A 20769-nucleotide genomic window follows, 5' to 3' on the forward strand; every position below is an offset into this window, starting at 1 on the left:
GCACTTATATCTCCATTCCTCTGTTCTTTGTTTTATTTTTCTTACGCTGCTGATTCTCCATCTCGCTCTTTTTCGCACCCCATGCTAATCTTTCGTAAATGCTTCCTTTTGGCATTTGTTCCATCCGTCGTTTTTCTTCCAGTGCTTTCTGATTATGAATATCCTGCAGTACCGCAGCCTCCACAGTGTCTATTCCCATGACACGCACAACACGATCATATCTATCAGAAACACTTTGCAACATATTCTTTTCTTCTAATAATTTCTGATTGTCTTTACGCATATCATCCAACTCTTTCTGAACACTGTTATATGCCTGTTTTGTCTTCTGGTATTTATTTTTCCATTTCTCCACTTCTTTCGTAAGTTCTTTTACCTGGGCAGCCATTGCAGCAATCTTATTCTTCATTTGAATAAATAATGGTTTAACTTTTTTATCCCGATAGGTTCCTGCACGTTCCAATGCTCCTGCTTCCGGTAGAAGCGTTTTAACCGTCCCATATTCTTTTATTTCCTTACTGACATTATCTATGATCGGCTGTAACTGCTCCCGACGTTCTTCTAGGCTTTTTAATTCTATTTCTGCTTTCTCTGCCCGCTTTTCTGCAGCTTCTTTATCCCTGACCGCCTGTTCCTTATCTTCTTTCAAAAGCTGAATATCTGCCTTGGATTCTGCAATCTGTGCAGTCAGTCCCTCATTCTCTGCTGTCAGATACTCTTTTTCCTGCTCCAGAGCCTGAACTTCCTTCTTTCGTTCTTTTTTCTTGAAATTATAAACATCCAGATGTTCCTCATGGGTACCTTTCTGTTCCCATTCAATCCCATACTGCTTTGCAATATCTGCCAGCACTTCTTTTTCGTGGTTTATCCACTGATTTAATTCTGTGTCATGTTTATTTCCACCTTGAAATCCCAAACTTTTTAATGCCTGCTTCAGTGAAACTCTGATATCCATCCCTTTTCCTTTCCAACCAGTCACATAGGGAACAAAATCAATATGCAGATGTGGTGTAGCTTCATCCTGATGAAGATAACAGCAAAATACCCGGAGAGTTGGATTCCTTTTCTGAAAATCCTGCATATATTCATTCAACACCTTCACTGCCAGTTCTCCTTCTACTGTCCCTACAGCCATGTCTTCACAATTTCCAATCTGGAAAATGACCTCATGGAATAGTTTTTCCTGTTTTCCCTGCCGGATTTTTTCATAATAATTTGTAATCTGACGGTCTTTTCTTTTCCCCACATTGTATCGCTCCACAGAATCATCAAACAACTCTTTATAAACATCTTTCAGATTTTCATTCTGGTAACAAATATTCAAGTGTACTCTGTCCGGATCTACATTTTCTGCTATGAAATCCCTTCTGTTATGAGCCAGAGAACCAGCTCCGATCATACCGCTAATTGTTCTTTTCATGGTCATGCTTCTCACCTCCCCTTCTGAAACCAGTGCCAGACATGGCACATAAATTTGTATCTTCGCCAGTTATGGCGATAAAAAGAACTCTTCGCCGGATACGGCGGTTTTGTTACTTTTGTCAAAAGTAACGCAAAAGCACTTTCGACAGCCGTACCGTCCATCAAAAGTCCCCTTGCGCCCTGCCGGGGGCAAGACGTCCGGGGACGTCTGTTATGCACCGACCGAATCGGAGCGAAGACCTATTCCTCCCGTTGGTCGGTTTACTCCTGCGTTACTTGTATGACTGACTTATCCCGTTATTCTCGCCCGGACATATTCCAAATCTCCGCAGTATGGTGTCCCCACCAGATACCATTCCCTTGCCGGATTCATTTCCATTCTGGTCTTGACCCACTGATCGTCAACCAGCACTTCCAGCCCTTCTCCGCAGTGAAATCCTGTGTCAATCCATAAATCTGATGATAATAAACCGTATCTTCCGTTATTGCTGTTATAACCTAATCTTCCTTCTCTCATTGTGTCACTCTCCCTTCATTTATCGTTTTCCATAGGGAGCCCCGTTTCAGGGCATCCTTCACAGCCATCAAACCACCAACGCACTGTCGTTTTATCCACAACCTTCCGTCTTGCATCTTACCAGCTTTCTCCTTGTCTGCTATCTACAGGTGCGTGACACGCTCCTGTCATAGGACAGACAACAAGAACTGTTACCATCGAAAGCTTTCCGGTATTCCCCGCCTGTCCAGATATTCCTGACGGGACTTTTCCCGTTCTTCCTCTGTCGGAGCAGTTTTCGACTGTGTATATAACTGCCGGTTTGCCATACGCTCCACTTTCTCCATAAGCCCTTTGCAAATTTCCTCCGAACAGCTTTGATCTTCCATCAAATGATAGGAAACCAGCTGTCTAAACAAGGCAAATGGTATCTGTACATTTTTTATTTCCATGTTGTCTCCTTTCAAGGTGGCAAGATGCCCTGTTCTTAAGAAATAGTCATCTTGCCATCTTCCTTTTATTCTGGAAGCATCCAGAACCATTGATTTCCACGTTTCACCGAATCAATCTCCAGTTCCAGTTTTGCGTTCCGTAGGGTTTTCTTCTTAATTCCTCGTTTTTCCGCTTCTTCTTCAATCTTTTTCTGTGCCATGCCACCATCAGCCAATATTTCCAACAGAAACTCCTTTGCCTTCCGGCTTTTCTGACCTCTGCTGTCACCACTGAGCAGATCATCCGCACTAATGTCGTATTCCCCGATCCACTCGAATCCAGTATCCTTATCTAATCGGAATGCAATTGATTTCCCTTCCGGTGCAAGGGAACTTTTCACATGGCATACCACACGGATTTCCGGTTCATCTTTAATCCGCCCAACAATCAGCACACTTCTGGCTGCCGCCTGAAAATCAATCGAACCCAATCCACGGTAAGAAGATTTTCCGTTACTGTTTTTGTTCATATGCCCGATCAGAATGATTGCACAGTGGTATTTCTCTGCAAGCACTGCCACACGCTTCATTAACGGACGGATTTCATTTGCCCGGTGCATATCCACCTCTGCTCCAAGAAATCCCTGTATTGGATCTAAAACTACCAGACGGGCTTTTGTCTGTATGATAGCTTCTTCCAATCTGGCATCCATCATGGTCAATGCCCGATCGTTATCATCAATTACCATCACTCTGGAACAATCTGCACCAGCTGCAAGAAGTCGAGGCTTGATAGTATCGCCCAATCCATCTTCTGCAGTCTGATAAATAACATTCACAGGTTCTATCGGGCTTTCCACTGGATTCGCATCAGAGTCAACGTTCTTTTCTGCTCTATCCTTCTCGTCTGTTGCCTGTTGTTGCTCTGGAAGAATTTTTTCGCCTTTGGTCAACTTCGCAATAATCTGAAGTACCATCGTAGTCTTTCCTTCTCCCGGATCTCCCTGAATAATCGTTACTTTTCCAAAAGGAATAAACGGATAGAACAGCCATTCAATCTGCTCTACTTCCACTGATTCCATATTTATCAGCTTCAGATCCGACTCCGTCCTTTTTATTTCTGTTTTCTTTGTCTCTACTCTGTTCGTTTCCATCGTTCCTCCTTATTTTCCCGTTGAAAGGAAGTGGAGATTTTGATAGAATACTCGTAGAAAGTTTTTGGTGAGTATTCTACCAAATCTCTGCCTTTAGGTGTTTGCCGACACTTAAAGGCATTTTCTATTCTTCCTTCATGCCATCCATCGTCACTGTGATCAGCCGGATTACTTCCAGTAAATCCTCCGGCACATCATCACCCTTTTTCAAACGTTTCAGTTCATTCAGAACCTTTGCCAGTTCATTTTTCAACGCCTTATACACTCTCGGATTTCCTGTCACTACAACCTCTTTTTCCTGCAATCTTCGGATAATATAATCCTGTTTAGTCAGACCGGACAATTTAACCGCTGTTTCCAGAAGTTCATCCTCCTCCGGTGATACCCGAAAAGCTACCGTTTTATTTCTCCAACGCCCCTGTCTATCCAAACATTTAGCTGACATACGCAAGTCCTCCTTCCCTATCATTTGGTTCTTCATTCATGTTTTCTGCATCCAACTGGTCTGCCATATCCTGCTGTACGGACGGGAACAGATGCGCATATCGGTAAGTGATCTTTTCTGCTGAATGACCAACCCTTTTTCCGATTGCCAGTGCTGTATAGCCCATGTTAATCAGCAAAGAGACATGGCTGTGTCTGAGATCATGCACCCGGATTTTTTTCACACCGCTTGCTTTGCATCCTCTTTCCATTTCATGGTTCAGATAATACTTAGTTACAGGGAAAATACGGTCATCCGGCTGCAGGCTGTAATATAACTTCAAACAATCCTGCATTTCGTCACATAAGAACTTTGGCATAGTTACAGTACGGACACTGTTCTTTGTTTTCGGAGTGCTGATCACATCTTCTCCCTTTAAACGCTGATAGGATTTGTTGATCCGCAACGTTCTCTTCTGGAAATCGAAATCCGCAGGAGTTAAAGCCAAAAGCTCCCCGGATCTGATTCCGCACCAGTACAATAACTGGAACGCATAGTAGGAAAGTGGTTTATCCATCATTTCTTCTGAAAACTGTTTATACTCTGCCTTTGTCCAGAAGAGCATTTCCTTGCTTTCTTCTGAGCCGATTGTGCCAGCTTTCCTTGCCGGATTCATGCTAAGATCATAAAACTTGATCGCATGGTTGAAAATCGTACTCAACTGTCCATGGATTGTTTTCAGATAAGTAGGGGATAAAGGTTTTCCTTTCCTGCTTGTCAATTTGCGAAGCTCATTATGCCAGTCCAAAACATCCTTTGCGGTGATTTCTGACACCTTTCTTTTTCCCAGATAGGGTAAAATCTTGGACTTGATAATATTTTCCTTTGTAAGCCAGGTACTCTTTTTCAGCCTTGGTCTCACATCTTCCTCATATAATTTGCAGAAGCTCTCCAGTTCCATATCCATACTGGCTTTCTTCTGGAGTATGAACTGCTGCTCCCACTGTGCAGCTTCTCTTTTTGTTGCAAATCCTCTTTTGCATTTCTGCTTACGTTCGCCGGTCCAGTCCTGATACCGTACCATAACGTACCATGTGTTATTGCTTTCAGTCTTGTAAATTGCCATTCTTAATTCCTCCCATCGTTTGATCTCGTTCCGTAGAACTGTTCGTAAAAATACTTCCGGTCAACTTTTCCTGCAATTGTCTGGCATCCCATCGCCTGTAATTCCCTGTTCAGCCTTTTCATCAGCTTATAAGCGTAGGATTCCGATACTTCCAGAACTTCCATGACCTCTTTTACATTCATAAACATTTTACTCATTGTAAAATCCCTCCTTCGTTTCTCACTATACATTTCTGTATAGTCCGTATGATACTATACTTTTTTGTATTGGTCAAGTGTTTCAAAACAAAAATTCTATACTTTTTTGTATGGTTTCTCCTTGTCTGTACTATACATATATGCTATACTCAATTTATCAAGTAAAAGACAGGAGATATGAGCATGGCAATAGGAGAAAGAATTCATCATTTTCGACTTCTGCGTGGATTTACGCAGAAATATTTAGGTCAACAGCTGGGATTCAGCGAATCACAGGCTGATGTCCGCATTGCACAGTACGAAAAAGGCTCTCGCAGTCCAAAGGAAAACTATCTGAATGCACTGGCTGACATTTTTGAGGTCTCCCCTCATGCACTCGCTGTACCGGACATTGACAGTTATGTTGGGCTGATGCACACCTTATTTACATTAGAAGACCTTTACGGACTTCATATTGGAGAAATTGACGGAGAACTCTGTCTCCGGCTGGATAAGTCCAAAGGAACCACCTACCTTTCTATGTTTGATATGTTCTACGCATGGCAGGAACAGGCAGAAAAACTAAAATCCGGGGAGATCACCAAAGAAGAATATGACCAGTGGCGGTACAATTACCCGAAAAAAACAACATAAAAACCAACGAAAAAAGGCCTTACCAAATTGATTTCACTCAATTCAGTAAGACCTTTTTTGTTGGTTTCACACATATTACCTGACAACCACCGGATTGCTGATAAATACTACCTAAATATCCGGTGTTATCATTTTGTTATCAAATAGAACTTCTTGTGCCCGGAAATGCCCTGTTTATAAGGGTTTCCAGAATTTTTTCATTATTCAAACTCAATCGTTGCCGGTGGTTTCCCCGTGCAATCATACATTACTCTATTTACATGCTTCACTTCATTTACAATTCTGCTGGTTGTTCTTCCGATGACATCCCACGGAATCTCAGCGCTTTCTGCAGTCATGAAATCTGTAGTGGTTACCGCACGCAGTGCGATGGCGTAGTCGTATGTTCTTTCATCACCCATAACACCTACGGAACGCATATTGGTCAGAGCTGCAAAGTACTGGTTTACTTCTTTGTCCAAGCCAGCTTTAGCGATTTCTTCGCGCCAGATGGCATCTGCGTCCTGTACCATCTGTACTTTTTCTGCGGTTACATCGCCGATGATACGGATACCGAGCCCAGGACCAGGGAATGGCTGACGGAATACCAGGTAATCCGGAATGCCAAGTTCCAGACCGGCTTTTCTTACTTCGTCTTTGAACAGGTCACGCAGAGGCTCGATGATTTCTTTGAAATCTACATGCTCCGGCAGACCACCTACGTTGTGATGAGATTTGATTACGGTGGATTCTCCGCCAACACCACTTTCTACAACATCCGGATAGATAGTTCCCTGTACCAGGAAGTCCACAGCTCCGATTTTCTTTGCTTCTTCTTCAAATACACGAATGAATTCCTCACCGATAATTTTTCTCTTTGCTTCCGGTTCTTCCACGCCTTTCAGTTTCTCATAGAAACGTTCCTGTGCGTTGACCCGGATAAAGTTCAGGTTATAATTGCCGTCCGGACCGAAGACCGCCTCTACTTCATCGCCTTCGTTCTTTCTCAGAAGACCATGGTCTACGAATACACAGGTCAGCTGATCGCCAACTGCCTTGGATAACAGAACAGCTGCCACGGAAGAATCCACACCGCCGGACAGTGCACACAATACTTTACCGTCACCGACTTTTTCACGGATCGCCTTGATAGACTCTTCTACGAAAGAATCCATCTTCCAGCTGCCGGCACAACCACATACGTTAAATACGAAATTTGCCAGCATCTGTTTTCCTTCTTTTGTATGAAGAACTTCCGGATGGAACTGAGTTGCATACAGTTTCTTTTCTACATTTTCCACTGCTGCTACCGGACAGTCCGGTGTATGAGCAATGATCTTGAATCCAGGTGCTGCCTGCTCGATATAATCGTTATGACTCATCCAGCAGATGGTCTTTTCGGATACATTTTCAAATAATGCAGAAGACTGATCTACGGTTACTTCGATCTTACCATATTCACGAACCGGCGCCTTGCATACTTTTCCGCCCAGCTGGTGCATCATCAGCTGAGAACCATAGCAGATACCGAGAACCGGGATACCCAGATCATAGATTTCTTTTGCATAAGAAGGAGAATCCTCCAGGTATACACTGTTGGGACCGCCGGTGAAAATAATTCCCTTCGGCTCCATAGCTTTGATTTTTTCCAAATCGGTTTTGTAAGAATAAATTTCACAGTATACATTACACTCACGTACGCGTCGCGCAATTAACTGATTGTACTGTCCACCAAAATCGAGTACGATTACGGTTTCTCTCTTCATGAACGTCTCCTCCTGATTTTCTGATATCCATTGTTTCTGCCCGGTTTTCGCCGAAGCTTTATATTTCTCTTTATTTCTAAAGTACCCTATATTATAAAGTACCCTCTGCCTTTTGACAAGTCCCATGTTCTTTCCACCAGGCAAGCAATTTTTCTTTCTCATTCATCTCTGGCTGATCCAGTACCATCTCCAGTAGTTCCTGAAGCACAGCTCCCATCTGCGGTCCCGGTTTCATTCCGGTCGCTATCAGATCCCTGCCGGTCACTGCCAGTGTTTTCAGCGACACGCACTGGTGTTTTTCCATGATCTCATGGTAAAGCTTTTCCACAGCTTTGATCCGCTCCAGCTTCTCTTCTCTGAGATACATACTCTGTGCAAGGTTATCTGCCCGCTGCACCTTCAAAAACAGCGGAAACAGATCTTCTCCTACTTTATAGATTGCCCGCCGGACTGCTTTCTCTTCCGGGGCCGGACGATAATCGTGCCAGTAGATCAGACGAGTCACCTGTGCGATGGTATCGTTATCAAACTTCAGTCGTCGAAGAATCTTTTTCGCGATTTCTTTTCCCTCCGGTCCATGTCCTTTAAAATGATCCACACCGTTCGCATCAGTCGTCCGCATATTCGCTTTTCCGATATCGTGAAGCAGCATGGTCAGTCGCAGAATCCGGTCTTTTTCTGTCAGGCTAAGTGCTTTTAACGTATGCTCACCCACATTGTACATATGATGTGGCGTATTTTGTTGTGTTTCCATAATTGCATCAAACTCCGGCATGATGATCCGTGTAATTCCAAGATCATACACACTTCTCCACATCTGCGGCCGATCCGACATCAATAGTTTCACTGTCTCTGTCTGGATCCGCTCCGCACTGATCTTTGAAAGCGTCGGTGCCAGTTCCACAATTGCCTTTTTGGTATTTTCTTCAATCTCAAATCCAAGCTGCGCTGCAAACCGTACCGCCCGAAGGATCCTCAGTGCATCCTCACCGAACCGCTGCCACGGATCTCCCACACAGCGGATGATCTTTCTTTGCAGATCATTCATCCCGCCAAATTCATCAATCAGCCCACGATCTTTGCTGTAAGCCATGGCATTGATCGTAAAATCACGGCGTTTCAGATCTTCCGTCAGATTTGAGGTAAACTGTACCTCTTTCGGATGCCTGCCATCTTCATATTCCCCGTCAATCCGGTACGTGGTCACTTCATAGCCGACACCATGTACCATGACCGTCACGGTTCCATGCTGCAGACCGGTGTCCACGGTTTTGGAAAATAGTTCTTTCACCTGATAAGGAGTGGCAGATGTGGTTATGTCCCAGTCATCCGGCGTTCTGTTCAACACCGAATCCCGGACACAGCCACCCACTGCAAATCCCTCATACCCATGTGCCTGAAGCACATCAATAATCATGTTTACTGCTGCCGGTAACTGTAACCGCATTCTATCCACTCCTTTTCTGTTTCATGCTATTCGTTCTGAACACCGATAACAGCCGAATGCCTTTATTGATGTTCCCACACTTTTTCTTTTAGTATGCTTTGCCCCAGTATACCATCTTTGTCGCCGGTTTTCCACAGCATACACAGGTATCTGCCAGATGTTCCTGGTTGAATGGGATACAACGGGAAGTTGCTGCTGTATCTTCTTTGATCTTATCCTCACATGCCTGATCGCCACACCACATAGCTTTAATAAAGCCAGGTTTTTCATTGATGGTCTTTACAAATTCTTCGTAGGTGGTTGCTGTATAGGTATGTGCATCTCTGTGTGTTCTTGCTCTCTCCAGCATATCATTCTGGATAGTGTTCAGGATCTCTGTTACTTTCTCAGCCAGTTCCGGTAATGCGACAACAATCTTTTCACCGGTATCTCTTCTTGCAACGACTGCCTGATTTGCCTCGATGTCCTTTGGTCCACACTCGATACGAACCGGAATACCACGCATCTCCTGCTCTGCAAATTTGAATCCCGGACTCTTGTCGGTAGCATCTGTTTTCACACGAATACCTGCCGCCTTCAGTGCAGCTTCCAGTTCAGCGGCTTTCTCCAGAACGCCTTCTTTTCTCTGCTGGATCGGGATGATCACTGCCTGTACCGGTGCGATTCTCGGCGGCAGTTTCAAACCGCTATCATCACCATGTACCATGATCAGTGCTCCGATCATACGGGTTGTCATACCCCAGGATGTCTGATGTACATACTGTAATTTATTTTCTTTGTCTGTGTACTGAATGCCGAATGCCTTTGCGAATCCATCTCCGAAGTTATGACTGGTACCGGACTGCAGGGCTTTTCCGTCATGCATCAGAGATTCGATGGTGTAAGTAGCTTCCGCACCTGCAAATTTTTCTTTGTCTGTCTTTCTTCCTTTGATAACCGGGATTGCCAGTACCTGTTCGCAGAAATCTGCATACAGGTTCAACATCTGGATGGTTCTCTCTTCTGCTTCCTCAGCAGTTGCATGTGCGGTATGTCCTTCCTGCCACAGGAATTCTCTGGAACGCAGGAATGGACGGGTTGTCTTTTCCCAACGCATAACAGAACACCACTGATTATATACTTTCGGCAGATCTCTGTGAGACTGGATCTCTTTTGCATAAAAATCACAGAACAGAGTCTCAGAAGTCGGGCGGATGCAGAGACGTTCCTGCAGCGGTTCAAGTCCACCGTGTGTCACCCATGCAACTTCCGGTGCAAATCCTTCTACGTGATCTTTTTCTTTCTGCAGAAGGCTTTCCGGAATCAGCATTGGCATATACACATTTTCTACGCCTGTTTCTTTGAATCTTCGGTCAAGTTCATGCTGGATATTTTCCCAGATCGCATAACCCGCCGGTTTGATCGCCATACATCCTTTTACACTGGTGTAATCAATCAGATCTGCTTTTTTTACTACATCGGTATACCACTGTGCGAAATCCTCTTCCATGGAAGTGATCGCTTCTACCATTTTTTTGTCTTTTGCCATCTTTATTTCCTCCATTTTTGTTCTCACGTACTCTCGGAATCTTTCTGTGCTTGATTTTGCGAGATGATTTTTTGTCAGTTGTATCCGAGAGTACATTTCTCTATCTCCAGGGGATTCCAGATCAAAATAAGCACCTGATCCCCAAAAAGGGACCAGATGCTTATCCGGCGGTACCACCCTAATTAACAGCCCGAAGACTGCTCACTTTCTTTCACTCTTTTTTAACGCCAAAGTCGCGGTCTGCTTACTCACAGACAGCTCCGGGGTCGGTTCCACACACTCCGCACAGAAATCTTCCACCTCTGATTTCCTCTCTGTTGATTGTCACCTGTGTACTATTCCCTTCATCGCCTTTTTTATTTTATTGCTGATAGGATTTTATCGGAAACTCCCTGATTTGTCAAGGGGTTGCTATCCGACTCTCTCTTATTTTGTTCCGAAGATTCTGTCTCCTGCATCGCCAAGACCCGGTACGATATAGCCGTGATCATTCAGATGATCATCCAGTGCACCGATATAGATATCCACATCCGGGTGTACTTCCTGCAGTTTCTTTACACCTTCCGGTGCTGCAATGATACACATGAAGCGGATATTTTTTACACCTTTCTGTTTCAGCATGGTAATTGCTGCTTCTGCGGATCCACCGGTTGCCAGCATCGGATCAACAACGAAAATGTCACGCTCGGAACTGTCTGCCGGAAGTTTGCAGTAATATTCTACCGGTACCAGAGTTTCCGGATCACGGTACAGACCGATATGTCCTACTTTTGCAGCCGGAATCATTGCCAGCATACCTTCTACCATTCCCAGGCCTGCACGGAGAATCGGTACTACAGCCAGTTTCTTTCCTGCCAGTTCTTTCGCAGTCATCTTTGTGATTGGGGTTTCAATTTCCACCTCTTCCAGCTTCAGATCTCTGGTCGCTTCGTAGCACATCAGCATCGCGATCTCACCGATCATCTCTCTGAATTCCTTGCTACTTGTCTCTGTTCTTCTGATAATTCCGATTTTATGTTGAATCAACGGGTGATCCATAACTACTACTTTTGACATTTGTTCTCCTTTCTGCCGTTTCCGACATAGCGCTCTTTTATCATTCTGTATCACAGTCGGGAATTTCATTCATAACTGTATCTGTTACCTTCTTTTTCATGTATTTTACTGCACTTTACTCTCCGTCTGTCGGCTCCTCGATCAGTTTGATTCTACGGATGTGACGTTCATCGTTGGAAAATGGAGTATCCAGGAATGTCTCCACGATCTTAATGGCAAGTCCCGGTCCTACAACTCTTCCACCCAGTGCCAGTACATTGGCATCGTTGTGTTCTCTGGTTGCCTGTGCACAGAAACAATCGGTACATAATGCAGCACGGATTCCAGGTACTTTGTTGGCTGCGATAGAGATACCGATTCCAGTTCCGCAGATCAGGATTCCTCTCTCACATTCTCCCTTAACGATGGCATGAGCCACTTTTCTTGCATAGATTGGATAGTCTACGGAATCTGTGCTGTCGCATCCATAATCCCGGTACTCCAGTCCTCTGCTGTCCAGGTATGCCTCAATCTCCTTCTTCAGTCCATATCCGCCATGGTCACAACCAATTGCTATCATGTTACAGTTCCTCCTCTTCGTTTAACCTTGTTACCAGTTTTCTCATCAATAATTCCAGTTCCGTATAGCACTGACTGTATACAGTCAGTGGCTGACCGTGCAGGGACGGTATATCTCCGCTCTCCCCCACGTATTCTTTTACTGTATAGACATGGGGCGCATTCTCATACGTTTCCCAGATCTGCGATTTTTGTTTGTCCTCCATCGTCAGGATCAGAACATCATTGTTGATATCTTCCTGCTCTAACTGCATGGCAATATGACTTGGCTGCGGGTAACCGTTGCTGGTCAGTACTGCCTCCGCTTTCGGATTCAACGGTTCCGGAAATAATACCACCATCCCTCTGGACTCAATCGTCAACGGATTGGTAAGAAATTTTCTTTTCAGGATCATCTCTGCCATCGGCGCCCTGCAATTATCATTGGTATCTACAAAAATCAGTTTTTTATACCGTATTACCATAGTTCATCCTCAAACCTGAATCTTTTTCTGACCTGCAGCCTTCATCAGACGGTTCATAATCGCCTGTCCCATCTGGGGCGTATCAAAAGCTTCTGAATAAATATAAGTCACTCCACAGTCGTCAAATTCCCGCAGTACAGCAAACAGATGTCTCGCAATGCTCTCTTCATCTGCCCTTGTTCCGATGCACTTTACAATTCCTTCCGGATAAGCCTTTATACTCTCCTCTGTAGCAATCACGCCCACCTTCTCTCCTGCTCTGATCTTTTCTTCCACCAGCGCACAGATTTTCTCCTGTACAGCTTTCGGTGATCCTTCCACCACGGTCAAATCCGCTTTCGGTGCATAGTGGCGGTATTTCATTCCGGGAGCTTTCGGTTTGACTTTACTGTCTGCCTGGATCAATCCCCGATCCATCTGCACCTGACCGATCACACGTCTTACCATCTCCTGATTAATATATCCCGGACGCAGAATCGTCGGAATCTCTTCCGTAAAATCCACAATTGTTGATTCCAGACCGATCCCCACGGATCCGCCATCCAGAATCATATCAATCTTCCCATCCAGATCCTCTTCCACATGGGAAGCCATCGTTGGACTCGGGCGACCCGATGTATTGGCACTTGGTGCCGCAACATAGCCTCCCCCTGCCCGGATCAGTGCCTGTGCCAGCGGATGATCCGGCATACGCACTGCCACAGTATCCATTCCACCGGTCGTCTCATAAGGCACAATATCGCTTTTCTGAAAAATCATTGTCAATGGTCCCGGCCAGTAAACTGATGCCAGTCTTTTTGCACTCTCCGGCACCTCTTTTACAATTTTCTCCAGATCTTCCATATCTGCAATATGAATGATCAGTGGATTATCGGAAGGCCGACCTTTCGCCCGATAGATTTTAGCAGATGCCTGCGGATCCAGTCCGTTTCCTCCAAGTCCATATACCGTCTCTGTGGGGAATGCTACCAGACCGCCCTGTCTCAGAATCTCTCCGGCTTCCCGGATACCTTCCATATCTAATTCCTGGGGATTCATGCGAATCACTTTTGTTTTCATTTTCTTTCACCTTATTTCTTCACATCTGATAACAGTATACTAGAGTAACGTGCGATGGGCAAGTGTAAATTTATCACAAGACTTCTCAGGCTCCTGTGATTTTTTTATTTTCACTTTTTCTCTGCCAGGCTGCTCAGATATTCCAAGGTACCACTGCAGATTGCTTTTGCCACCTTGCTCTGATATTTTTCATCCGTCAGCAATAAGGCTTCCTGATTATTACTTAAAAAACCGCATTCTACAATCACCAGTGTTGCCTCTGTCTTTTTCAGCATATAATAAGTCCTGTTCCCTTTGGCCTGTCTGTGATTTTCCTTATCCAGCACTTCCACCAAATGTTTCTGTAATATCTCTGCCAGCTTTTTTCCTTCTGAAGAATCCTCATAATAAAAGACCTGTGCCCCATGAATTGCTTCTTCCGGGTAGCTGTTTTGATGAATACTTAATACACAGTCCGGCTGGATCTTCCGAACCATCTCACAACGTCTTTTCAGATCCTGTACTTTACTGTTTCCTCCGTCTCCTTCCGAAAGATCTACATCATTTTCTCTCGTCATATAGACCTTTACCCCGTTTTTTTCCAGTTGCTTTTTCAGCCGTTTTGCAATCTGCAGATTAATATCTTTTTCCTTTTCCTGATGAATCCCTATTTTCCCCGGATCACTGCCCCCGTGACCACTGTCTATCAATACCACACCATTCCCCGCTCCGGCATCTGCCCCTGTAAGTCTTGCTCCCGTCCTTGCCAGCCAGAACACACCGGTCAGAAGTAGCACCGTCATTCCCAGTTCCCATATTTTCTTTTTCATCATAAAAACTCCCGGAGCATATTTATTAAAATATATGCCCGGGAGTCTGGTTCAAGTCCTGTGTTTTTCATTCTTCATCCTGACGGTTCATCATCTGTTTCATCTCTTCCTCGGAAAAATCTTCCTCTTCCTCGTCGAGATCTTCTTCATACTCCGACTCCCCTGTCTGCAGATTATTCTGTGCAGCAACTGTACTTTCGTCTTCTTTTTTTCTGGATGCCTCTTCATCTTCCAGCTCTCGCATGGTTTCCGGCATCGCACTGACAATCTTATGTACTTCTTTATAAGAAGCCATAAAACGAATCTGTGCCTGGTTGATCAGTTCTACAATTTCATTCATCTCATCCTGTACAGCAATGTATTTTCGTTTTCCATCAGCCAGTTTCGCATCCACTTCTGCCTGTACGGCTGCCAGGCATTTCTCTGCTTCTTTCTTCGCTTCGTCCATCAGTTCATCTCTCGTAGCAATGGCCTCTGACACAATCTGATCTGCTGCTTTTCTTGCATTCTGTGTTGTAGTCTCTGCCTGCTGATCTGCATCGTTGAGTACCTGTTCTGCTTTTTCATTTGCTTCTCTGATAATCTTTTCCGCTTTCTCCTCAGATTCCAGCACCAGTCCACCGATCAGATCATAGCGGTCAATATATTTTTGATATTTTTCGCTGATCTCACGCTCCAGTTTTTCTTTCTGTTTCTGTTTTTCCTGAATTCGTTCTTCCAGATGAGCGATTTCTTCTTTATGTGCTTCTTTTTGTTTCTGCAGTGCTGCTACTTTTTCACTGTCCTTTTTCGCAAGCTGTTTTTTCAGTTCCTGAATCTGCTTTGCCTGTTCCTTTTTTTCTTTAATCAGTTTGCTTTTTTCCGCATATGCTGCGTCCTTCATCTCGCGAACCTGATTCAATACATCATCTTTATCAAAACCACCCATCAACGTCGTTTTAAATCTTTCTTCTGCCATCTCTTTTTGTCCCTTTCCCTTCTTGTCTATACTCCTTTTATTTTACTGCAGATACTGTGCGATCACCGGCCATACAGATGCCCGCTCAAATCCCAGTTTCCACTCAGCTACTCCTGCCAGCTGATTCTCCTGTATCAGTTTCATCTTCTCCCCGATGGACTGTTCATCTTCCACCCAGATGGTATAGATTCCATCCTCAGCTTCTACACTCGCTACATTCTGCCCGGCTTCATCATCCCAGTAAGTATCCATACCATGTTCACTGATATAATTTGCAGCTCCATCCATTCCCAACACTTCGCTGGTCAGATTTCCCGCACCAAATGGCTGGATCCAGACTCTTGTATAGAATGGAATCGCATTGATCACTTTCTGTGCCGGCACTTCTTTCAGTGTATCTTCGATACCTGCTTTTACAAATCCAAGTGAAGACACCGAACCTGCATCTGTGCTCCCTGCATAATGTTCATCGTAACCCATAATGATCACATAGTCTGCAACAATTCCCTGTTCTGTTCTGTCATAATGTTTGCTGTAAGTCGGAACCGGGTCATCAATGGAAAATACTATTCCCTGATTACGGCAGGCAATCGAAAGTTCTCGTACAAACTGAATATAATGCGGTGCCTGTTCTTCTGTAATTGATTCAAAATCCAGGTTGATTCCATCCAATCCCACTGAGGCTGCCTGTGTCATCAGTTGCTGAATGATATTGGCACGTGCCGCTGTACTTGACAGGAATGTCAGATTATCCGTTTCACTGTTAAAATTATCGATCAGTCCCCAGACCTCCATCCCCATAGCATGTGCCTGGTTTACATAATCAGCACTTGCCAGTGAAGAAATTGTTCCATTATTATCCGTCACCGAAAACCAGGTTGGTGAAATCGTGTTCACTCCCTGTGCATCTGCCACCATCTGTGCCAATGTTGCGTTTCCATCCATACTGGTCACCTGATGAAACGCAAGATTGATTTTATAATCTTTACTGATATTGGTATATTCCGGTACAGTACTTGCATGTTCCTCATTATCATCCTTCGGATCCGAAAGTACTTCTTTTTTTATATATCCACTGTAGCCATCTGCCGTAGCAACTCTGCTCCAATTGTCCAGCTCCTCCTGCAGATACAGCGTATCTCCTTTTTTTACCTTGGCCACAATAGAACTCTTAATCCCGCCTTTCTGACGAATCTCACTGTTTTTCTGTGCCGTTACCAGCTGCAGATCATTCCATTTTGTTCGAACCACCACACGAGCCGGATCTTCAAAAGCAGTATACGTCATATCCGTATACTGGCTGACAAATTCAAGATCCAGATAAACACCGCCATCAATCTGTTTCAGTATCACATAATCCGTCATCTGAGTCCCTGCTGATGTCACATACTGCGTACTCTCAGGAACAATCTGAAATTCTTCCGTTGGCAACGTATACAGCATCACCTGCTGCTGACTGTCCCAGTAAAATCTGCTGTTAATATATGTAGCAACGACAGAATTCTCTACATAATACCTTCCGTCGATCATTTTTACTTTTGCATCTTCAAGCTCATGGTTCACCACCAGCCCCGCCTCATCATCTCCGGTGAGCTGAAAATAGTCTTTTCCGTCTATGATTGTTCCGGACGGAGTATATTTTTTAATAAATATAGAAAGGATCCCTGCGCAGATCACTAAAAAAATCAATATGATCACCGAAAAAACCGGTGTTATTTTTTTCTTCATTTCTGATAACCTCCTACTGCCCTTTATTATAACAACAGAATGATTTCCCGTCATCTTTTTTTGACATATTTTTTGTTTTTTCTATATTTTATCTTTGACTTTGACTCGTTGCTCGCGTAAAAATCAAAATTGGTCCACCGGACCAATTAATGATATGCAATGCAAAAAAAGCCACAGCAAGAATAACTGAATTTTTTCTGCTGTGGCTTCTTCTTTTTGCAAAACAGCTTTTCTATGCAAGGGAGGGAACCTTATAGGATATTATTGTTTCTCTGCTGCTTTACATTTTCTGTTTTCATTTATAATTTCTGTGTATAACCATCTTCTTTCTTCACCGCATCGAACTCCAGCCGGAGCAGACGTCCGTAAGAATCCGGAACGTAATCTCTCATATAGGAAATATCTTCTGCGATCTTATGTGCTTTCCAGATTTCCTTCGGACTGCTGGGTTCTCCGTCCAGCCACAACGGAATCCCCTGTGCCTGATAAGCATCCAGTTCCTTTCGAAAATCATCCTTTTGCTTCTTATTTTTTTTCATGTTTTTTGTGATATATGATCCTTTCTTAAGTGCACAGCACCATTATTTTTCGAAAAGATGACACTCGTCCCATCAATTAAATTAATTACATTCATTTTTACACTTTGGGGAAAATACGATATTATACGCTAATGAATTGAATAAAATTGTAAATAGTTGAAACGTTTTTTGAAATGTTTATAGATTATCAAAACAGTGGCTGGCCTCACATCCTTTCCAGGAACCGTGCCACCTCTTCTGGTTTTTATTATACCTGATTTTTCCTATAATGCAAGAAGAATATTACGAAAAGGCCGAAAACCATTAAAATATTACACATTTTCCTCAAAATTGTTGAATTCTGTCTTTATTCGTCGAAAATCCTCTTCCGTACGGTTTGCAATCTTTTTCTATCACCTGCAGAAACTACTGTGAAATAACAAATGCAGAGATTTTAATCCTTTACATCCGGTTTGCATATAGTATATAATAATAATGATTCAATATGCTCTTTTTGTAGCTAGCTACGCTGAGGCTTTTTAAACTGTACAATTGGATTCGCAGACAAGTGAATGATACAGTTATTTCGAAAACGGTGTACTAGAGCGTGTCTGAAAAAGGCTTTTCGTGAGCTGCGAGTCCCAGTTTGTGGGAGATTTTATCCGAATGAGGGCGGCGTAGCGGGCTACGGCAACCGAATGAGGGTAACATATACCGCAATGTAGGGCTTGCAAGTTGTGGAAATGATTTTTCAGACACGCTCTAGAACAATGGTTGATAGTAAGGATGTGATATCTGTGAAAATAGAAAAAATTAATGATACCCAGATCCGCTGCACACTGACCAGCGAAGATCTGGCGGATCGCCAGCTAAAGTTAAGTGAACTGGCTTACGGATCCGAAAAAGCAAAAGATCTTTTTCGTGATATGATGCTACAGGCTCAGGATCAGTTTGGTTTTGAAGCCGACAATGTTCCACTAATGATTGAAGCAATTCCGATTACACCGGACAGTATCGTACTGATCATCACAAAAGTAGAAGACCCGGAAGAACTGGATACCCGTTTTTCCAAGTTTGCTGCCGGTATCGATGAAACTGCTCCTTCCCAGACGGAAGGGCCGGCTGTTACCGGTGCAGACGACATCCTGGATCTTTTCCAGAAACTGTGTGAAGGACGACTCAAAAAGCCTGTTGCTTCCTCTGAAAAAAATAAAACCGAAGATTCCTCCGACAGAAAAACAAAGATTCAGCCGGATACTGCAGAAACGCACTCTGATACAGAGGCAGCGGAAAATGACATTGCTCAGACCCGTCCGGATCTGACCCGTATCTTCACATTTTCCAGTCTGGACACCGTTATCCGGGCGGCTCTTACTTTAAACGGATGGTATACCGGCACAAACACACTCTATAAAGACCGTGAGACTACTTACGTACTGATCCTGCATCAGTCCGGCATGAATCCGGAAGACTTTAACAGAGTCTGCAACATGCTCTCCGAATATGGTACCGGCAAAGCCTGCACCGCTGCAACAGAAGCCTATTTCAAAGAACACGGTGAGATTCTGATAGCTGATCAGGCACTGCAGCAGCTGTTATTATTGAATGTATAACTTTCAAAATCAGGTTTCAGTTGAAATCGGTTCACGGAGTCAATTATTGATATGCAATGCGGAATAAAACGAAACGGCAGGACATCTGAATTCTTCCTGCCGTTTCGTTTTTCTTTACACGATTTTTTATTGTGCCAGATAATCATTAATCTGATCTACCAGCAGATCTACATCCAGTCCATGAACCATCGCTGCTTCTTCCAGGGTCTCTCCCTGTGCAGACGGACAACCAATGCAGTGCATACCGGCGCGCATTAAAATTACTACGATATTTGGATCGATCGTAACCAGATCGGCAATAATCATATCTTTGGAAATTTTTCTCATTCTGTTTATCTCCTTTCCTGTGATACGCACATTATAATACCATTTTCTCCCGTAGGCAACTGTTGTATCACACCAAAATCATACAAACTCCTGCGATTGTACGTAAATTTGTACTTGTAATCCTGCACTACTTATATTAGAATTAGCATATAGCCGAGAGTATATCGGTAAATACGAAAAGGAGGATTTGAATTATGGCATATGTAATTTCTGACGAATGTGTAGCATGTGGAACATGCGCTGGTGAATGTCCAGTAGAAGCTATCAGCGAAGGTGATGGAAAATATGTTATCGATGCTGATACTTGTGTAGAATGCGGTACCTGTGCAGGTGTCTGTCCTACAGAAGCTATCGTTGAAGAATAATTATTATTTTAAATATAATTATTTCCGCGCGGAAGAAGGAGCTGTACACAAAACTGTGTACAGCTCCTTCTTTATGTTATTTAGTAACTGTTTGCTCCCTTCACAGTTACGTTATTTTTTCTTTTTGCGATTTTCCTGCGTGGCGGCGACCATTTTTCTGGATTGTTGATGTCGCCGGATCGCTTCATCCAATCTTCGGTAACGTCCTTCTTTCCTCTCCTTCAGTTCAATATCGTGAATCAGGCGTTCCATGATTGCCTGAAAACGTTCTTCTTTTGTCGGTTGTTCAGATCTTCTTTTCTGCTTTTCTTCTTTTTTTTCAAAGGACTGCTCTGTCAAAAATTTCCGTGGAGTTACAATCTTTACCTGAATCTGTTCTTCCTGAAATTCCGGCTCTGTTTTCTGTTGTTTTATAATACCCTCTCCCGACATCCTATGTTCTTCCACTTGCGGAATTTCATCCTTCTCATGAAGTTTCTCTTTTATTGTCTTTAACTGCAAACCCTCTTTTTTCAGTTCCTTGATTTTCTGAAATATTTCCAGATCTTTATCGGTGTAGTATCGATGTCCCATCTCATTTCGTTTGATGGACAAGCCCAGTTCCTCTTCCCAGTAGCGCAGTACATGAGGTTCTACCTGAACCAGTTTTGCCGTCTCAGAAATCAGGTATCTGGTTTCTTTCATAATACAAGTACCTCCTGCACTCATTAT

At 43.7% G+C, this 20769-nt stretch carries 22 protein-coding genes, 3 pseudogenes and 1 other annotated feature; of the genes and pseudogenes, 4 read left to right on the plus strand and 21 right to left on the minus strand.

Going from position 1 to position 20769, the window contains the following annotated elements; translation table 11 throughout:
* Window positions 1-4: 4 nt before the first annotated feature.
* The 7 genes from FYJ57_RS09640 to FYJ57_RS09670 all read right to left on the minus strand — a co-directional run bounded on the left by FYJ57_RS09640 (window position 5) and on the right by FYJ57_RS09670 (window position 5250).
* The gene (locus FYJ57_RS09640) at window positions 5-1426 is read right to left on the minus strand and encodes a plasmid recombination protein (RefSeq protein WP_055261451.1); all 1422 of its coding nucleotides are present in this window, start codon (window positions 1424-1426) and stop codon (window positions 5-7) included.
* Between the two features lie 285 nt (window positions 1427-1711).
* Window positions 1712-1939, minus strand: a complete 228-nt coding sequence (locus FYJ57_RS09645; protein ID WP_022092901.1) for a DUF5348 domain-containing protein — start codon at window positions 1937-1939, stop codon at window positions 1712-1714.
* Window positions 1940-2130: 191 nt separating this feature from the next.
* Window positions 2131-2364 carry a complexin-2 gene (locus FYJ57_RS09650; RefSeq protein WP_427786934.1) on the minus strand — a complete coding sequence of 78 codons (234 nt, stop codon included), beginning with the start codon at window positions 2362-2364 and terminating at the stop codon, window positions 2131-2133.
* Window positions 2365-2435: 71 nt separating this feature from the next.
* A complete protein-coding gene (locus tag FYJ57_RS09655) occupies window positions 2436-3503 on the minus strand; it encodes an AAA family ATPase (RefSeq protein WP_022092900.1) in 1068 nt (355 codons plus the stop codon).
* Window positions 3504-3627: 124 nt separating this feature from the next.
* The gene (locus tag FYJ57_RS09660) at window positions 3628-3948 is read right to left on the minus strand and encodes a plasmid mobilization protein (protein WP_022092899.1); all 321 of its coding nucleotides are present in this window, start codon (window positions 3946-3948) and stop codon (window positions 3628-3630) included.
* Complete coding sequence (locus FYJ57_RS09665) at window positions 3938-5053, minus strand: site-specific integrase (RefSeq protein ID WP_055261453.1); 1116 nt, start codon at window positions 5051-5053, stop codon at window positions 3938-3940. Before FYJ57_RS09665 ends, FYJ57_RS09660 begins: the two co-directional genes overlap by 11 nt.
* Before the next feature lie 2 nt (window positions 5054-5055).
* Complete coding sequence (locus tag FYJ57_RS09670) at window positions 5056-5250, minus strand: hypothetical protein (RefSeq protein ID WP_005611072.1); 195 nt, start codon at window positions 5248-5250, stop codon at window positions 5056-5058.
* A gap of 183 nt (window positions 5251-5433) precedes the next feature.
* Here FYJ57_RS09670 and FYJ57_RS09675 point away from each other — a divergent pair.
* Window positions 5434-5880, plus strand: a pseudogene (locus FYJ57_RS09675) (helix-turn-helix domain-containing protein); the annotation flags it as partial.
* A 203-nt stretch (window positions 5881-6083) separates the two neighbouring features.
* On the opposite strand, the gene guaA reads toward FYJ57_RS09675, so the two are convergent.
* From guaA to FYJ57_RS09730, 11 genes are all read right to left on the minus strand, one after another.
* Window positions 6084-7628: a glutamine-hydrolyzing GMP synthase gene (guaA, locus tag FYJ57_RS09680; RefSeq protein ID WP_106491233.1), complete on the minus strand. Its 1545-nt coding sequence runs from the start codon at window positions 7626-7628 to the stop codon at window positions 6084-6086.
* Between the two features lie 91 nt (window positions 7629-7719).
* The gene (locus FYJ57_RS09685; RefSeq protein WP_154432481.1) at window positions 7720-9075 is read right to left on the minus strand and encodes a CCA tRNA nucleotidyltransferase; all 1356 of its coding nucleotides are present in this window, start codon (window positions 9073-9075) and stop codon (window positions 7720-7722) included.
* Between the two features lie 88 nt (window positions 9076-9163).
* On the minus strand, window positions 9164-10603 hold the full coding sequence (gene proS / locus FYJ57_RS09690; RefSeq protein ID WP_154432482.1) for a proline--tRNA ligase: 1440 nt from the start codon (window positions 10601-10603) through the stop codon (window positions 9164-9166).
* 144 nt (window positions 10604-10747) lie between these two features.
* Window positions 10748-10960 (minus strand) — a binding site (T-box leader).
* A 69-nt stretch (window positions 10961-11029) separates the two neighbouring features.
* Complete coding sequence (upp, locus tag FYJ57_RS09695) at window positions 11030-11659, minus strand: uracil phosphoribosyltransferase (protein ID WP_022171355.1); 630 nt, start codon at window positions 11657-11659, stop codon at window positions 11030-11032.
* Between the two features lie 115 nt (window positions 11660-11774).
* The gene (gene rpiB / locus FYJ57_RS09700) at window positions 11775-12218 is read right to left on the minus strand and encodes a ribose 5-phosphate isomerase B (protein ID WP_154432483.1); all 444 of its coding nucleotides are present in this window, start codon (window positions 12216-12218) and stop codon (window positions 11775-11777) included.
* A gap of 1 nt (window position 12219) precedes the next feature.
* On the minus strand, window positions 12220-12681 hold the full coding sequence (locus FYJ57_RS09705) for an arsenate reductase/protein-tyrosine-phosphatase family protein (RefSeq protein ID WP_022171357.1): 462 nt from the start codon (window positions 12679-12681) through the stop codon (window positions 12220-12222).
* A gap of 9 nt (window positions 12682-12690) precedes the next feature.
* Entirely contained in the window at window positions 12691-13740 is a 1050-nt protein-coding gene (locus tag FYJ57_RS09710) for an L-threonylcarbamoyladenylate synthase (protein WP_154432484.1), read from the minus strand.
* Between the two features lie 110 nt (window positions 13741-13850).
* The gene (locus FYJ57_RS09715) at window positions 13851-14552 is read right to left on the minus strand and encodes an N-acetylmuramoyl-L-alanine amidase (protein ID WP_328597461.1); all 702 of its coding nucleotides are present in this window, start codon (window positions 14550-14552) and stop codon (window positions 13851-13853) included.
* A gap of 64 nt (window positions 14553-14616) precedes the next feature.
* Complete coding sequence (locus FYJ57_RS09720; RefSeq protein ID WP_154432485.1) at window positions 14617-15507, minus strand: coiled-coil domain-containing protein; 891 nt, start codon at window positions 15505-15507, stop codon at window positions 14617-14619.
* Window positions 15508-15549: 42 nt separating this feature from the next.
* A complete protein-coding gene (locus FYJ57_RS09725; RefSeq protein WP_154432486.1) occupies window positions 15550-17235 on the minus strand; it encodes a glycosyl hydrolase family 18 protein in 1686 nt (561 codons plus the stop codon).
* 299 nt (window positions 17236-17534) lie between these two features.
* The gene (locus FYJ57_RS09730) at window positions 17535-17774 is read right to left on the minus strand and encodes a hypothetical protein (RefSeq protein WP_118568048.1); all 240 of its coding nucleotides are present in this window, start codon (window positions 17772-17774) and stop codon (window positions 17535-17537) included.
* Between the two features lie 551 nt (window positions 17775-18325).
* Between FYJ57_RS09730 and FYJ57_RS16270 the strand changes: the two are divergent.
* A pseudogene (locus FYJ57_RS16270) lies at window positions 18326-18421 on the plus strand (DUF6783 domain-containing protein); the annotation flags it as partial.
* On the opposite strand, the pseudogene FYJ57_RS16275 reads toward FYJ57_RS16270, so the two are convergent.
* Window positions 18407-18487: pseudogene (locus FYJ57_RS16275) on the minus strand (DUF6783 domain-containing protein); the annotation flags it as partial. The pseudogenes FYJ57_RS16270 and FYJ57_RS16275 overlap by 15 nt on opposite strands.
* A gap of 63 nt (window positions 18488-18550) precedes the next feature.
* On the opposite strand from FYJ57_RS16275, the gene FYJ57_RS09735 reads away from it, so the two are divergent.
* Window positions 18551-19366, plus strand: coding sequence for an adaptor protein MecA (locus FYJ57_RS09735; RefSeq protein ID WP_328597462.1), 816 nt, complete (start codon window positions 18551-18553; stop codon window positions 19364-19366).
* Between the two features lie 126 nt (window positions 19367-19492).
* On the opposite strand, the gene FYJ57_RS09740 is transcribed toward FYJ57_RS09735, so the two are convergent.
* Complete coding sequence (locus tag FYJ57_RS09740; RefSeq protein WP_022171223.1) at window positions 19493-19693, minus strand: DUF1858 domain-containing protein; 201 nt, start codon at window positions 19691-19693, stop codon at window positions 19493-19495.
* Between the two features lie 194 nt (window positions 19694-19887).
* Here FYJ57_RS09740 and FYJ57_RS09745 point away from each other — a divergent pair, with 194 nt between their 5' ends.
* Window positions 19888-20058 carry a 4Fe-4S ferredoxin gene (locus FYJ57_RS09745; protein WP_022171222.1) on the plus strand — a complete coding sequence of 57 codons (171 nt, stop codon included), beginning with the start codon at window positions 19888-19890 and terminating at the stop codon, window positions 20056-20058.
* Window positions 20059-20169: 111 nt separating this feature from the next.
* On the opposite strand, the gene FYJ57_RS09750 is transcribed toward FYJ57_RS09745, so the two are convergent.
* On the minus strand, window positions 20170-20742 hold the full coding sequence (locus FYJ57_RS09750; RefSeq protein ID WP_205839949.1) for a helix-turn-helix domain-containing protein: 573 nt from the start codon (window positions 20740-20742) through the stop codon (window positions 20170-20172).
* Window positions 20743-20769: the final 27 nt, after the last annotated feature.

The sequence above is a fragment of the Oliverpabstia intestinalis genome, from assembly GCF_009696065.1.
Lineage (GTDB): Bacteria > Bacillota > Clostridia > Lachnospirales > Lachnospiraceae > Oliverpabstia > Oliverpabstia intestinalis.

Bases quoted from the DNA above. Each gene is read 5' to 3' on its own strand.
- FYJ57_RS09640 (WP_055261451.1), bottom strand. From the start codon at position 1,426: ATGACCATGAAAAGAACAATTAGCGGTATGATCGGAGCTGGTTCTCTG.
- FYJ57_RS09645 (WP_022092901.1), bottom strand. From the start codon at position 1,939: ATGAGAGAAGGAAGATTAGGTTATAACAGCAATAACGGAAGATACGGT.
- FYJ57_RS09655 (WP_022092900.1), bottom strand. From the start codon at position 3,503: ATGGAAACGAACAGAGTAGAGACAAAGAAAACAGAAATAAAAAGGACG.
- FYJ57_RS09660 (WP_022092899.1), bottom strand. From the start codon at position 3,948: ATGTCAGCTAAATGTTTGGATAGACAGGGGCGTTGGAGAAATAAAACG.
- FYJ57_RS09665 (WP_055261453.1), bottom strand. From the start codon at position 5,053: ATGGCAATTTACAAGACTGAAAGCAATAACACATGGTACGTTATGGTA.
- FYJ57_RS09670 (WP_005611072.1), bottom strand. From the start codon at position 5,250: ATGAGTAAAATGTTTATGAATGTAAAAGAGGTCATGGAAGTTCTGGAA.
- guaA (WP_106491233.1), bottom strand. From the start codon at position 7,628: ATGAAGAGAGAAACCGTAATCGTACTCGATTTTGGTGGACAGTACAAT.
- FYJ57_RS09685 (WP_154432481.1), bottom strand. From the start codon at position 9,075: ATGCGGTTACAGTTACCGGCAGCAGTAAACATGATTATTGATGTGCTT.
- proS (WP_154432482.1), bottom strand. From the start codon at position 10,603: ATGGCAAAAGACAAAAAAATGGTAGAAGCGATCACTTCCATGGAAGAG.
- upp (WP_022171355.1), bottom strand. From the start codon at position 11,659: ATGTCAAAAGTAGTAGTTATGGATCACCCGTTGATTCAACATAAAATC.
- rpiB (WP_154432483.1), bottom strand. From the start codon at position 12,218: ATGATAGCAATTGGTTGTGACCATGGCGGATATGGACTGAAGAAGGAG.
- FYJ57_RS09705 (WP_022171357.1), bottom strand. From the start codon at position 12,681: ATGGTAATACGGTATAAAAAACTGATTTTTGTAGATACCAATGATAAT.
- FYJ57_RS09710 (WP_154432484.1), bottom strand. From the start codon at position 13,740: ATGAAAACAAAAGTGATTCGCATGAATCCCCAGGAATTAGATATGGAA.
- FYJ57_RS09715 (WP_328597461.1), bottom strand. From the start codon at position 14,552: ATGATGAAAAAGAAAATATGGGAACTGGGAATGACGGTGCTACTTCTG.
- FYJ57_RS09720 (WP_154432485.1), bottom strand. From the start codon at position 15,507: ATGGCAGAAGAAAGATTTAAAACGACGTTGATGGGTGGTTTTGATAAA.
- FYJ57_RS09725 (WP_154432486.1), bottom strand. From the start codon at position 17,235: ATGAAGAAAAAAATAACACCGGTTTTTTCGGTGATCATATTGATTTTT.
- FYJ57_RS09730 (WP_118568048.1), bottom strand. From the start codon at position 17,774: ATGAAAAAAAATAAGAAGCAAAAGGATGATTTTCGAAAGGAACTGGAT.
- FYJ57_RS09740 (WP_022171223.1), bottom strand. From the start codon at position 19,693: ATGAGAAAAATTTCCAAAGATATGATTATTGCCGATCTGGTTACGATC.
- FYJ57_RS09745 (WP_022171222.1), top strand. From the start codon at position 19,888: ATGGCATATGTAATTTCTGACGAATGTGTAGCATGTGGAACATGCGCT.
- FYJ57_RS09750 (WP_205839949.1), bottom strand. From the start codon at position 20,742: ATGAAAGAAACCAGATACCTGATTTCTGAGACGGCAAAACTGGTTCAG.